The 13,639-nt window shown below is 50.3% G+C and carries 10 protein-coding genes; all 10 read right to left on the bottom strand.

Annotated features, from left to right (window positions below):
• Positions 1-485: 485 nt before the first annotated feature.
• A complete protein-coding gene (locus tag L215_RS09305; RefSeq protein ID WP_025884138.1) occupies positions 486-2,027 on the bottom strand; it encodes an ATP-dependent DNA helicase in 1,542 nt (513 codons plus the stop codon).
• A 77-nt stretch (positions 2,028-2,104) separates the two neighbouring features.
• Positions 2,105-3,784 carry a TIGR02221 family CRISPR-associated protein gene (gene csx2, locus L215_RS0104485; RefSeq protein WP_025884140.1) on the bottom strand — a complete coding sequence of 560 codons (1,680 nt, stop codon included), beginning with the start codon at positions 3,782-3,784 and terminating at the stop codon, positions 2,105-2,107.
• A 6-nt stretch (positions 3,785-3,790) separates the two neighbouring features.
• The gene (locus L215_RS0104490; RefSeq protein ID WP_025884142.1) at positions 3,791-4,786 is read right to left on the bottom strand and encodes a Card1-like endonuclease domain-containing protein; all 996 of its coding nucleotides are present in this window, start codon (positions 4,784-4,786) and stop codon (positions 3,791-3,793) included.
• Positions 4,787-4,788: 2 nt separating this feature from the next.
• On the bottom strand, positions 4,789-7,140 hold the full coding sequence (locus L215_RS09310) for a TIGR03986 family type III CRISPR-associated RAMP protein (protein WP_025884143.1): 2,352 nt from the start codon (positions 7,138-7,140) through the stop codon (positions 4,789-4,791).
• 6 nt (positions 7,141-7,146) lie between these two features.
• On the bottom strand, positions 7,147-7,548 hold the full coding sequence (locus tag L215_RS0104500) for a TIGR04423 family type III CRISPR-associated protein (protein WP_025884144.1): 402 nt from the start codon (positions 7,546-7,548) through the stop codon (positions 7,147-7,149).
• Positions 7,545-8,945 (bottom strand): RAMP superfamily CRISPR-associated protein, encoded by a 1,401-nt coding sequence (locus L215_RS0104505; RefSeq protein ID WP_025884145.1) that lies wholly within the window; start codon positions 8,943-8,945, stop codon positions 7,545-7,547. Before L215_RS0104505 ends, L215_RS0104500 begins: the two co-directional genes overlap by 4 nt.
• A gap of 17 nt (positions 8,946-8,962) precedes the next feature.
• Positions 8,963-10,435, bottom strand: coding sequence for an RAMP superfamily CRISPR-associated protein (locus tag L215_RS0104510; RefSeq protein ID WP_238296639.1), 1,473 nt, complete (start codon positions 10,433-10,435; stop codon positions 8,963-8,965).
• Complete coding sequence (locus L215_RS0104515) at positions 10,435-10,977, bottom strand: RAMP superfamily CRISPR-associated protein (protein ID WP_025884147.1); 543 nt, start codon at positions 10,975-10,977, stop codon at positions 10,435-10,437. The genes L215_RS0104510 and L215_RS0104515 overlap by 1 nt, the downstream gene beginning before the upstream one ends.
• Before the next feature lie 11 nt (positions 10,978-10,988).
• On the bottom strand, positions 10,989-12,488 hold the full coding sequence (locus L215_RS0104520) for a Cas10/Cmr2 second palm domain-containing protein (protein WP_025884149.1): 1,500 nt from the start codon (positions 12,486-12,488) through the stop codon (positions 10,989-10,991).
• A gap of 15 nt (positions 12,489-12,503) precedes the next feature.
• Entirely contained in the window at positions 12,504-13,172 is a 669-nt protein-coding gene (locus L215_RS0104525) for a CRISPR-associated endonuclease Cas6 (RefSeq protein WP_025884151.1), read from the bottom strand.
• Positions 13,173-13,639: the final 467 nt, after the last annotated feature.

Here is a 13,639-nt window from a genome sequence, read left to right on the forward strand (position 1 = left end):
CCTCGCAGAGCATCTTCCATTAGAACAAGGATTAAGTTTCCCCGAATGATCACCCAGGGGGGTATGATATGCCCGTCATACAAAAAGAAGAGCCTGTTGGCAAAGTCAACAGGCTCCAAAAAGGTAGCCACTCCTATATGGGGGGATGATTAAAAGAAGAGCGTGTTACGCTGATGGGTGATGATGTCTATATCTATCTGCTGCCCGATTAGTTCCTCCGCTGGAACTAAAGAGTTCCAAGAGGGGAACTGTTTTTGAAACTCGTATATATGACGGACACAACACGATACGTGTAACCCTTTGTAGGGACGCACGGGAGTGTCTAGCGGGAGGGCGTCCGTTGTATCAAAGGTTACAGCGTCGTGGTTTTAACGGGGACGGACGCACAGACCGTGCGTCCCTACATTATCGTTACTCGTCTCGCTTTGACAGGGACGGGCACCCTCTCGCTAAACACGATCCGTGCAACCCTACTGTAAGGCCATTTATAGTATAGCTACGATGTTGGGGTTGTCTAGAGAGACTCTGTTATAACCCTCTATATAGAATTCATCTACGAGGTAGAGCCGCTCGCTGGCTCGTGTCATCGCTGTGTAGAGCCACTGGTAGGCGGCTGCTTTGGCTTCGAGGGTGAAGTTGCGCGGTATAGAGACATACACGTGAGGCCACTCCCCACCCTGCGCCTTGTGACAGGTTAAAGCGTATCCATAGACTGCTCGGAGTGCATTGAGATAAGGATCTCTAAACATCTGCTCCTCATACTCCTGGCTCTCCTGCTTGATACCCCGCTCCCGCATCCTAATGTGAAAGTCGATGAAGAGCCTTTTCTGTGCGCTTTGGTCTAGATTACTATAGCCTGAATAGAGTATATCCTCGATGAGTAGTAGTGAGAAGAGCTGTCGCGAAGCTATCTCCATGACTTCTACGCGGAGGAAGGTGAGTCCAGCTCGTCGCTCTCTCTGGTCTAAGGCGACGACTCGCACGAGATCTCCGTTGCGCAGATTGGAAGGTAAGTTGTTTTGTGTGACGAGGAGTAGCTCGCCTTCCATCAGCGTTGTAGCAGTAAAGCCTAACGCTGGGCGAATCATCTTAGCGTGCTGATTGCAGAGTCTATTGGTCGTGCAGAGGAGTGTCGCAGCTGTGTAGCCTGCCCTACGCACGTCTGCTATGTAGCTATCCAAAAGAGTCTTACTACTATCGACGAGCTCTATGTCCTTATAGTTGCGTAGTGGTAGCTTACCCCACCTTACAGCTGGGGGATCCTCATATAGCTTACGAACTCTATCAGCGGCTAGTATGATATCATTGCCCTTCGCTTGACGCACTATCTCAGTCAACCTCACCTCCTCTGCGACTATGCCAAAGTTGTCATAGAGGTAGCTCTGCGAGAGCGCAGGCGAGTCGCTCTGACCTACAGGGGGGAGCTGACACTGATCGCCTACGAAGATAAACTTGCCCTGAGGATTGATATCAAGGAGGTCTTTGAGTAGCCTACCTGATCCAAAGATCGCTTGTCTAGGGTTTTGCTCCTTGAGGTCAGACACCATAGAGGCTTCGTCTACGATATAGAGCATAGAGGGTTCCTCCGTCTTAGCGTCTTGCTTACCAAACTGCAGTAGCAGCTGTCCCGTATTGTCTACATTGTCATTGGCCTCAATCTCTTTGAGCATCTTATTGATGTCTCTATTGAATCCCATAAACTTGTAGATGTAGTGGTGTATGGTCTGAGCAAATCGCGTTACATCAACCGTATCTTCCGTCTCTGCGTCTGGAGCCGATGTCGCTTTGCGATTGGCTCCCACCTTGTCACTCAGCACCTTGGCAGCTCGTCCCGTGGAGGCAAGCATCACAAAGCGTCTCTCACTCTCGAAAAGCCAGTCGACGAGCTCTCGCATGAGGGTGGTCTTGCCTGTACCGGCAAAGCCCGAGAGTATGAGTACTCTGCTAGCCTCCTGCTCTACGAAGCTCTGGATCTGAGCCAAGGCTTTGCTCTGATCAGCAGTCAGGACTAAGTTGGTCTCGCTCATAGTCGTGATAATGGTCTGTGCGCATCAAGGTCTACTAGCACTGCGCATGCTTGCAGACTCGTGTCACACGCTCTGCTTTAATACTCTCGGAACTCCTGAAACTCAAAGATAGACTCCTTCTTGCCACCTTCTAGCTCGCTCGTCTTGCGCTGCGTAGTCGATGCGACACAGCGGACGCCTCGTGCGTGTAGCAGGGTGACAAGGCGAAAGCAGAAGGTCATCTCTCCCATAATGTGGACGGTCAAGTCACGATCGGGATACCTACTGGTGATCTCCTCTGCATACTCCTCAGCGAGTATATAAATCTCCTCTGTAGTCGCTCCTGGATCTATCTCGGGGAAGGGCATATCCACCACCTTGCCATACGCTTTTGCGGCATCAAGCTGAGCCTCGCCCCACTTGTCTGACGAGTGATTAGACAGATTTAGGAAGAGTGGCGGTGCTGAAGTAAGTTTGTCATCCTTAAGAGCTTCGAAGAGACGAACCATCTTCCTTTCTATTTGCGTTGGAATATCGCTCATCGGATTGGGGCGAATGCCCGCATGGTTGAAGTCGTTTCTAAGTTGACTAATCTCATCATAGAGCCCACAGAGTTCCTGAACTAGAGGCAAGGAGAGCATCCTCTTGACAATGACTTTTCTTCTGTTGAAGTCTTCTTGGTCGTCATTGTTTTCGCCTAGCTTCCATTCTCTTTCAGGTCGTTTTTTGACAGTTATATTGTAAGCAGCCGCCGCCAAGTCTTGATATCGTTGCTCATCGCATGGATAGCCTGCCTGTTCTGCTGTATACCCCTTAAGAGTCTCCTGTAGGATTGTGATACTCTGCTGGTAGAGCTGCTTGTCGTAGCACCACTGAGCAGCAACAAAGCCGTTCTCTATATTGGGCGTCGGGGCAAAGTCTGAGAAGGAGTCTTTGATCTTGTCAATCAATGGAGCCATCGCAGGGATGAGAGTGTTTTTCAGATTTTGAGCTGAGTCATTTAGGTCCCTAAATATCCCCCCATCAATGATTGCCTTACCTCTGACGGAAGTCAAGCTCTGAGAGAGAGGCTCTAGTCTGTTTAGAAATAGACGTAAAGCTCTTGCATCTTCGTCTTGTCCTTTTGTTGCTTTGAGTATTGGCTGAATCCTTTCTTTAACCAATGCCGTGAAGCTAGCGGTACGGCCATTTCGCAGAAAGTCGGAGGCTGCAAAGGTCCAGTCTTGCACCTCAACAAGTGGCATCAAGTCAACAAGTGGCTTGACGGGTGCCTTTGCTTCATAGTTTCCGTATGAGATGTGGACGACCTTCGTCTGCTTTAAGAACTTCGCATAGTTGCACAGTACGAGCAGTAGCATAGGGAGGTAGCGGAAGCTGTGGGTGATGTCTATGTATAACTCATCACCTTCCTGAAGCTCGTCGTAGATGGTTTGAAATACGCTCCATAGTCCCTGCTCGTCGCCATCCTCAGTGATGTCAACGGTCTTAATAGGGCAAGGGAGCTGCATCTCGTTTAGTATGGGTCCCAATCCTATGTAGCCTTTTTCCTCTCCACCCTTATAGACTGGCCTTTCCTGCCAATTGGAAGTCCTAGCAGTAGGTGTGAGGAAAATGTAAGCGATGTCTTGTGCCGTCCACGTTTCCTTTACATTGAGAAACTCCAGCGTCGCCTCCTGTATAAAGTGCGTCTCAGAGGAGGTAAAGTCTCCCTGTGTATATTTACATGGGCCATAATTACTCGTTCCTAGTATGGAGATGAATACTTTGCGGTGTGACATTTGGTCTTACAGTTTTAGTGGTTGTGTTAGTTTAGGGCCATCGATAATATCACGTATGCCTAAGATGCGCATACGCTTGCTCATGTTTTCTTGAGTAGCCTTTGAGAAGCGCCACATCTGGTGTAGCGTAAAGATGTAGGAGTTGACTCGCAGCCCGAAGTCCTTGCTGATGGCTGCGAGCTTGTAGAGGTACTCGTCGACCACAGACTTGGGCACCTTGCCGTAGCCTGTCATGGAGACCTTGCACTCGATGACGTAAAGGGCGTTGTCCTTGACGAAGACCACGTCTAGCTCATTATCATTGGATGTAGAGGAGAGACGGCAGATCTTGACCGACTTAGCTATATCCTCGTCTCTCAGCTCGAAGTCTCGCTTGATACGTAGATAGACATACTCCTCAAACCACTCTCCTCCGAGGTAGCGACGTAGCTCAGGTAGTGGGGCTTTCTGAGCGTATCTAAGCTCCTCGGTGAGGTAGAAGTTGCACATCTTCTGTTCGTCGAAGAGCTTGAATGGTCTCTGTGCTCCACAGATTAAGCCATTGTCATAGTCATACGCTAAGCCGTAGAGTGTGAAGTACTCATTGAGACTGACCCTATAATCCAGCGAATGGGTCTGATCCGTAGAGAAGTCGTAGTAGCTGTTTTTGCCTATTGGGACATAGATGAAGCTGGCGTTGAACTTGCAAAAGTACTCATGCACAGCGAGCGACATAGTCTTGGTGCCACCCGTTATGTTGACGATATACTCCACGCTATCCGAGAGCTGCTCCGCACGCAGGGTGTCTAGGATATCCTTATAATTATCGTTGGCAACGACAATGCGCCTCACACTATCCTTCTTACGACCTAGGGCGACCTCGAGGTGCATCGCCTTCTCTTGCGCCTCCATCTGTGGGGTACTCACGAAGAGCAGATCGCTGTACTGCCCCTCCATCTCCTTGATGAAAAGGAAGTTGGGCAGTAGATGATCGCTCAGGATCGATACGATGGTCTTGCTCATAGCTACTTAATACTTAGAAGCCCAAAGATTTCATCTGCCAAAGTCTCTTCCAGCTCCTTCGCTACTGTACGATAAGCACTCCCGTTCTTCCAACTCTTTTTGCCCTTGGCATTAGCCGTGTCGTAGGACTCTTGGAAGACTTGAGCGATGAGCTTAATTTCCTCCTCGTTGAGTTCATTGCGCTTCTCTTGCTCCTGAATAGCCTTCAGCCATTTCTTGATGTCGGTTAGATTGGCATTTAGAGATTTCGTAGCACTTAGCTTACCCTTCAAGCCTGCTTCATAGCGGGCTACGCTCTCCACTGCTTGAGCTTTTTCTTGCATTTGCTGACGCTGCGTCTCTTCAAGCGCAGTCTTCTTAGCCTCAAACTTCTCTCTGAAGCCTTTATAGAGAGCGTATATATCGCCATCCATGTGGCTCTCCATCTTCTCGCTCAAACGAGTCAATACCTGCTCTGCTTGCCGTATGGCCTCCTCTAGGGATAGGGTATCAAGCTCTGCTAGGCGTTGATTGTACTCGGCCTTTAGGGTCTCTAGCTGTTGAGCTTTGATCTGCTCTTTAATACCCTCCGATAGAGAGTCAGGACCTGAGGCATGTCTTGGGGATAGCTTGCTAAAGCGGGGTAAGTAGTACTTATCGCCTCTTCCATTTTGTCCACCTTTGGCATCCTGGAACTCATTAACTCTAGGATCCGTAGACAAGCGCATATACTTGTACTCTTCTGTCTCGTTAGATACCGCACTACCCGCAAGCGCAAAGAGTTCTTGAATCTGAGGTGACTGATGCCAAGGTGTGCCGAGCTTATCACTCAGCTCATACTCGAAGTGACCCATATAGTAGTTCATCTCTTCAAGCCCCTCACCCTCCAGTATCGCTGAGTAGCGACAGCGTCCATAGCCGTAGGGCTTGGCTTGACCTAACTGGTGGTAGTAGAGATCGGGCTTGCCATGAAATGTTAGTGCCGAGAGTAGCGCACCCAGCTCGATAGGACGCAAGTTGTGAAAGACGATATCACCCGTAAAGGTCGCACCACTGCAAACAGGGGTGAGCGTTGAGTCAAGATTCTCATTGCCTAGGTTCTTCTGCCACACACCATTCCTGACGTGGTAACGCTTCCAGCCTGCAAGACGGCCATCGTTGTACGTTTTGTATTGATTCGTGCGAGCATTATCCCCCTCTTGCTCGATATACATTGGATAGTAAGAGGCCTTCGGAGTCCCCAAGACTAGCGTAACCTCCTCGCTGGGCTTAGCGTTTGTAGAGAAAGCATTGGAAAACTGTACACGCCCTCTCAAGCTGTCCGTCCTGCCGGTGTAGCCGAAGATGCACTCGGCAAGGTCGTGCGTTAACTCCTCCTTATGAGCCTGAGGAAGTAAGTCATAAGGCGTCTTGTCGTAGGGCAACTTATAGAGCAGAGCTAGTCCGAAGTCTTTGATCTGGTTGTCCTCTGTACGAAAGAAGACGGGCACGCCCTTGTCTGTGTCTGTGAGGTGAGACTTCCAGTAGTTCCAGTCGTCAGAATCCTTGTAGATGAATTCGTAATGCTCAAACTCCTCCTCTGACAGGCTATAGCACCTCGTCCCCTGTGACGGGAAGACAAACTCGTAATACTTGCCAGCGTTCATACCACGCTCCTCCTGCCATTGGTCTGGAGACCCAGTGAAGACTATGTCGCCAGTAAACTTCCCATCATCTGCACAGGTCACATAGGTGAAGGTGTTGGTTCGGACTTCAGTGAAGGAGAGATTTTCGAGATCCTCATCCTTAAAGAGATGATACTTAAAGGCTGCTGTCTTAGGGTCAAATGTCTGACCATCCACTTCTTTCGTCTTATTGATATCGAAATGCGAATTACGACTAAAGTGGCTCGTTAACAGATCTACTTCAAACCAATCATCTATAGCTTTATGACTAATGCGAAGCGGTCTACCATGGTCTACGATCTCGTAGGCATCACCCTCCTTACGCAGGTAACCACAATGGATAGCCCTCTGCACATTTGGATTCTTTATTGTGTAGAGGTCTGTGTTATTCCACTCTCTCTGTGCAAACTTGGCACGAGTGTCGAGGTTCATCTTACCGAAGCTCATGATCTCCATAAGATTGCGTACCTCCCCCTTGATAGAGGTAGCTGGGATGAAGTAGCGGTCTGACACTTGGCTAAAGCTGTTATCCTCAGCATCCTTGCTCTGTCCATTGCGAACGAAGATATCGCTCTCAGCCGTGATCATAAGCTGGATCTTGCCACTTACGCCATCAGAAAACGGCACATCGTGTGAGATCTGGTCTGCCCACGAGGGAATGTATACCTGGTCGGACAGAGGTATGAAGTTAAATGGTGCGTGTACTGACATAGCGTATTACTTTTCAAATCCAACAAATACGATGCGGTCGAAGACCTTCACGGGGAGGTCTAAGCAAGCAGGAGACTTATCTTCCCTCCAGTAACGAAGGAACTTGAGATAGCGCTGAGACATCCGATGAGTCACGAAGCGAAGCTGCTCCACCTCTGGGTCTTTGAGATCCCCCTCCGGGACTTCATACTGATTGATTAGGTAATGTCCATCAACGTGCTTGATAGTTAGGGAGAGCTTGCCCTCCTGACTATATAGGTAGCCCTCTCTGATGAATGGGTTAGCCCCCTCAAAGAGCGTCATATCCAGAGGGCTGTCGCTATACTCTATGGGTGCATCAGCATTACTCAGCCAGAGGTAGCCCTCATAGCGCAACTCGGTATTAATATCTCGAATCTCTACTCTCATAATGTCTCGCCATTTCTTTTGATTGAACCAGTGAATCGTCCATACCCCTTGTTTACGTTGCCCCCTAAGGGAAGCATCCCGCTACAGAGATCTCTCAGAGCACTCTCGAAAGCGGTGATAGCCTCGCTGACCTGCTCAGGCTCCTCTTGCTCTAGAGCTTGTTTGTCGACGAAGATGTCTAGCTCGATCTTCTGAGCGTTGGTATAGACCGCCTTCTCAGAGAAGAGTGCTCCTCCGACGCTACCTCCTGTAAAGCGGTCGATCTTGACATGATTGAAGACGTGATCCTCTGTACTATCCAGACGCTCCATAAAGAGATCGGTAAAGAGCACACAGCCACGTCGCTTGTTGCGACCTTGACTATCTCCCTCGCCTCCGAAGAGGAGACGCACAGCTTTGTTGTTTTGACCCGTATGTTCCTTCTCTAGGTCGCACTCTTCCAGCCTGTCGGCAAAGATGCCACACTGCTTATTATAGTGGTAAGCGGTGCGATGAGATAGAGCCCCCTTGACCGAAGAGCTCGGAATGAGAATCGACGCTGTACGCTCTCGGATAGAGCCTACTCCCTCCTGACTCCATACGATCTGCTGCTCAGAGACGTAGCCCTTGTCCGCTTCATCATCTCCAAGACCAGAGCCAAACATGAGGAAGTCTACAGGCTGCAATGAAACCTGATAGTGAAGCGTAGCCTCACCCTCGACAGGCTTTAGCGTATAAGATGCGAAGCCCTCTCGCCCGTCTCGCAGACTAGAGGAGTTGTCTAGATAGAGTCTTAGATCGCTCTTCTGGCTCAGGTCTAGCTTGCGATAGAGAGCCGAAATCACCTGAATACTTCCGAAGCCCTTGCGACTACCACCTCCTAGTCGGAAAGCATCAGAGCCGATCGTGTCAATAATCTTAAGAAAGTCTGCCTCCTCTCGATCCTCCACGGCAATAAGCTCTATGTCAAAGCAGAAGCGTGTGCCTCGGAAGACCACCTCCTCGTCAAACTTGCCTCTTTGCTCCGCACTGCCTCGCGGCCCTATACGTACATGCTGTCGGATCGGTAGCACCCGATAAGCTTGAAGTACAGGATCATCTGTATCCCGGAGAGCCAAGCCATCGACCACCTCTCCACTGCTGTTGAGGATCTTAGCATCGCTGATGATGAGACGAGAGCCCTCCCCACCCCGCGGGTCTTGCCAACCCATGAGGGTGTTGCCTAGCTCTTGAGACTCTAGCGAGTGACGTATCACCCCTGAGAGCGAAGTTCCTGGGATAAATGGGTAGCCATTGACATCTCGCAGGACTGGCGCATCAGTCATTATGTTTTTATCTCCACACCCTATGGATAGCGGGCTAGTGGTCTCGATGATGATCCGTGCTGTGTATCGGATTGGATAAAATGTTTGTGCCATATCTTCTCAGAGAGGGGTTATTTGTTGTTTGAGCAGTGCTTGCCCATCATAGAGGCTAGGTTGATCACGAGCTCTTGCAGATAGCCACTGTTTTGATGTTTCTTTAGGAACTCGTCTAGTACCTTCTTGCGCCCATTCTTCTCCCACTTATCCTTTGCTACGCCATGATTGAGATAGCCTTCGATAGCCCCAATCAAATTGTCAGGAGTATTTGCGACCATAGCCAAGTTGCGGATAGAGCCCCACTGAGAGGCAAAGGCTTCATCTCTCTTGAAGCGTCCTCCATGCTCCTTGACGAAGCTATTTACCACATTCCAGACCTTGTTTTGTTCGCTCTGTCGAGAGACTCTACTCCCTAGATAGTTCCACAGCAACTGGTCAGCCCCAGTGAGTGCCGGTAAGGCTTCAGGAGCTGGAGTAGCACTGTCTTTTTGACTCGTAGAAGATTTCATAAAGCGATAGCTAGAGCGTCCCGTAGCAGGGTCTGCCTGGAGGAAGGCGGGGTTGTAGAGGACTCGCCCGAAGCCCTCGTTGCAGTAGCTCCCGATGTACCTTTCATGCAGCTCCTGCGCATTCGTCTGAACGATAAAGACACTCCCCTTCTCAAAGCCACATCGGTCAGAGTCATAGGCGCGGAGCTTGTAGTTCCACGGGGCATACTGGAAGGTGAGTACCTGACACTTATTCCACAGGATCTGCCCCTCCTCTATCCCTAGATCCTGAGCCGTAGGGTGAAAGCTCGGATAGCCGTTGTCATCTAGGAAGATCAGTCTAGAGTCCGCATAGACAGCTACGCACCGACCAGCCGTTCCTAGCTCGACAGCCTCATCCGTACTCGTCGGCTCCTCGAAGTCATACGGAGAGATCTCCACGAGTCCAAACTGAGCCGTCCTCGAGCGTCCGATATGTCGCTGCCCGACCAGTGCACGGATGATCTCCTCACGGTAAGCTTGCGCCTCCTCATCTATCTCGACTGAGAAGTATAGCGTCACGCCTCGCTGCAGTGCCTCTAGACCAAACATCTGCTCGTCCTGAGCACGACGTCTCGCTGAGTCATAGGCAGACTTGATGAAGAAGTTCTTATCCACCTTAACCTCATAGGCCTGCTCCTTTCCAAATACATAAAACTCTTTGCGCTCCTGCTTCAGTTGCTTCGCTCTCATCTCTGCACTGCTTGGATCAGGGATAAGATAGTTTACATAGCTCTCCCGCTCTATACTGCCTAGCTTGGGATGATAGATGGCAGCGGGGACCTTTACGCTACGACGCTTTTCTAGAGAGGGGTTAGCATCTCCAAACCGCACATGCCCACTATGAAATATCAAGAAGCTACGCTCATCCTCCTTATTATATAGCTTGCTAGCTACCACGCCTAGAAAGTTGCTCCCAGGGATAAAGGGTAGCGTCTGCGCCTTACCTTCGGTAGCTGGCGTATCGTTGAGTACGATATCAGACAGCAGCTCACACTTAAACTTCAATACCTCCATCATTACTCTACTCTAGAAAGTTTGCAACGGCCGTAGCCTCTATTTCTACCTAAGCCTAGTCGCTTGACAAACAGCAAGGCGTCTTCCATCAGCGCCTCTTGCTCCTCAGACTCCAAGCCTCTGATCTCGCCATATAGCGTACACGGTATAGTCGTCTGGATACGTCGCAGACTGTGATCCTTAGCTAGGCCATCATCTCCTATCGCTGTAGAGGACAAGGTCTGGTATAGCATAGAGGATAGCACACTAGGCTCTTCAGAGCTTTTGATACGCTGTGTCAGGGCTTCACTCAGAGAGGCATTGGTAAAGTATAGCTTGCCTTGCTGGTTCTCACTTCCGAAGAGTTCGTCAACGAGTGTCATATCGTCACCACCCCCGAAGTGTAGCACACTAGCCACCGCCTCACGCAGTAACCCCTTGATCGTCTTGCCTGGGATAAAGGGGAGCCCATCCGGGTCCTTTACGACCAGCTCGTCAGCATCAGCTCCAGCCGACTGACCAGAGCCACAGTGCCAGTTAGAGAAGAATTCTACTTGATACTTCATCGCTTCCGTTTCTAATCTTTTGTCACCACATTCATAATGCTATACAGCGAGAGCACATCGAAGGTTGGATATATAGTCACCTCCGTAGTCTTATCTTTATCTTCAGTTTCTTCTCGTTGTCTACATTTCGTTTCGCAGAGCTCTGTGACCAGCTTACTACTAGCTCCACTATACACACTCTTCATACGACCCAGATGCTGACTAGCGAAGTCTACACTCCGATGCATGTGCGTGAGCCACTGGCGTAGCCCAGACTTGACACCCTCATCGTCTATCTTCTGAAGTTTATCACAGTACGACAGCAACTCATCTATGGTGAAGTAGCCAGCGCGCTCCGCTAAGTAGTATGGCCCGAATGCAAAGGAGAGAGCATCGGTGGGCATTAACACACGCTCAACGATGTCCGCATAGCTCTCTACGTAGCTATCCTCCACCTTGTGAAACATCAGGCACGAGGGGATACTACCCCCAGCATCTACTTGACGCTTGGCATCATGCTTAGCTGCGCTGCAGAGATCCTCCGCTAGCTTATAGCCATAGTGAAAGGGGTAAGAAGACTTGATAAAAGCAATCCCAGCACAAGCCGTCAGACAGGACAGCCCCGTGGCACCATGCACGATCTGCCCTAGCTCTCCCTGCCCCGTATGATACTCAAACTGACGAATGAACTCCTGCGCATACGCTATAGCCAGACTACCACGTATGATCACCGTCATATCATCACCTCCTAGTACGACGGGACGCAGTGGATAGGCGTCGCCTTCTCGCACTCCTAGCTTCTCAAAGGCTGCATTGGCAGCACGCTCGGTAGCCTCGTCTAGTAGCTGGGAGAAGCGCTGATACTGCGCCATGTCTCCTCCGATACGCTGTACGATCTGACCCAAGCTATTGCCATCTGCATGGACGATAGCGATCCAGTCATTCCTATCCGTCAGCTTTGCGATGTCGTAAGGGTATTGATCAGGATCAACCTCCTTATCACTATCTGTGCCATAAAAGCTTTTCTTAGCAAGCGATAGAGCGTGAATATAGCGTCTCTTAGCAGCTGTCGTCATGTCGACACATTTGCCCGACCCCTCAGAGGCGACTAGGGGCAGCCCCGTCTTGTTGGATCGCTTCATACCTAGCGCACCGAGCGTCAGACTAGGTTGGGGCTGGTTACGCTGGCTCCTGAGCTTCTCCTCCAGCTCATTGATCCTATCAGGGAAGTCTCCCGTCATCTCTACGACAGCCTGACTGATCGTGATGCCAGGCGCCTCGATCATCACACGGCGAGGGAAGTAGCGCACCGTCTGAGCGCAGGTATCTAGATCGTCAAAGTAGTAGCGCACATTTCCCGCAGCACCGATGATCAGCGCCTCATCACGGAAGGGCGCTCCGACCGTCTCGCGAAAGATCTGCGTGCAGATCTGCGCCACAAGCTCACTGGCTCCCACGATATCTTTCAGTTCATTCGTCTGAAAGATAAAGTTTTGGATTCCTTGCACAGAGGCGCCATATAAGTATCCCATGAGTAAGTCCTTTATTTAGTTTCTGATTCTTGTCAATGTCCCAAAGCCTACACTAGCGTGCCGGCCCAATCCTATCTGATCGGGCAGCGATACGTTGGTGGCAAACTGTATGTCGAGCGTCATCAGTGGCACCCCCTTATACTTCACAGACCGCATAGGAGTCGTCGAGAGGATCTCTGTCTCTAGCATCGAGGGGACGAAGATGCCCACCCCCTTGAGCATCGAGAGTATATTGCCCGTGAGGATCTGCTGCAGCTTCAGTATACGAGACGCCAGACCTCTCTCACGCTCAAACAGCTTATAGTTCTTTTCATTCAGCGGTAGCCAGTCGCTCAGCTGATAGATCACTGGCAGGTCACTCATCTCCACCTCATGTCTATCCGCACCAATATGCTCTATCGCCAGCGTCACGTGACGCTGGCCGATCATCGTCTCCAGGCTCTCCGCACGAAGCAGGTCTCCGACCGCATCCACGCCATCGCCCACACAGACCAGTGCCGCCTTGCCATCGATCCGTCTATACTGTATCAACGGGTAAGCATAGCGTAGCCCGCCAGCCTCATGATTGTGATACATCGTATTGTCTCGAGAGAGCAAGCTAACAATGGCGCCACGAAATAGAGGTAGCTCCCATCTTGCGATCGACGTGTCAAATTGCACCTGCAACGTTCTCAGTTCGCCCATATCTATTGCTAAGTCTTGGTCTACACCTTTATGTCCCCTCTATGCTTCCTTATAAGCTCCCAAAGAGTTATAAATGTGTTTCTCCGCAAAGATAATAAAAAAGGATACGCGTAACGATTCGTGTTCCCCGTGATGGGTCGCAATTTGTATCCCCGCTAAAGCGAGACGTGTAGCGATATGTAGGGACGCTCGGGAGTGTCTAGCCGGAGGGCGTCCGTTGTGTCAAAGCGAGACGAATAACAATGATGTACGAACGCTCGGACGTGTCTAGTGGAATGGTATCCCTCCTATCAAAGCGTAACTGCACCCTGTAGGGACGCTCGGTCGAGCGTCCGTTATGTCAAAGCAAGACGTGTAACAACGAGAGGAAACCGTTGCAACAGTCTCCCCTATTGTTTTACGCCCAAACCTCTCTCCTCGACATCCTTGTTCTAATGGAAGATGCTCTGCGAGGACATGTCTTCTTC

The sequence above is a fragment of the Porphyromonas uenonis DSM 23387 = JCM 13868 genome (assembly GCF_000482365.1).
Lineage (GTDB): Bacteria > Bacteroidota > Bacteroidia > Bacteroidales > Porphyromonadaceae > Porphyromonas > Porphyromonas uenonis.

Bases quoted from the DNA above. Each gene is read 5' to 3' on its own strand.
- L215_RS09305 (WP_025884138.1), bottom strand. From the start codon at position 2,027: ATGAGCGAGACCAACTTAGTCCTGACTGCTGATCAGAGCAAAGCCTTG.
- csx2 (WP_025884140.1), bottom strand. From the start codon at position 3,784: ATGTCACACCGCAAAGTATTCATCTCCATACTAGGAACGAGTAATTAT.
- L215_RS0104490 (WP_025884142.1), bottom strand. From the start codon at position 4,786: ATGAGCAAGACCATCGTATCGATCCTGAGCGATCATCTACTGCCCAAC.
- L215_RS09310 (WP_025884143.1), bottom strand. From the start codon at position 7,140: ATGTCAGTACACGCACCATTTAACTTCATACCTCTGTCCGACCAGGTA.
- L215_RS0104500 (WP_025884144.1), bottom strand. From the start codon at position 7,548: ATGAGAGTAGAGATTCGAGATATTAATACCGAGTTGCGCTATGAGGGC.
- L215_RS0104505 (WP_025884145.1), bottom strand. From the start codon at position 8,945: ATGGCACAAACATTTTATCCAATCCGATACACAGCACGGATCATCATC.
- L215_RS0104510 (WP_238296639.1), bottom strand. From the start codon at position 10,435: ATGATGGAGGTATTGAAGTTTAAGTGTGAGCTGCTGTCTGATATCGTA.
- L215_RS0104515 (WP_025884147.1), bottom strand. From the start codon at position 10,977: ATGAAGTATCAAGTAGAATTCTTCTCTAACTGGCACTGTGGCTCTGGT.
- L215_RS0104520 (WP_025884149.1), bottom strand. From the start codon at position 12,488: ATGGGATACTTATATGGCGCCTCTGTGCAAGGAATCCAAAACTTTATC.
- L215_RS0104525 (WP_025884151.1), bottom strand. From the start codon at position 13,172: ATGGGCGAACTGAGAACGTTGCAGGTGCAATTTGACACGTCGATCGCA.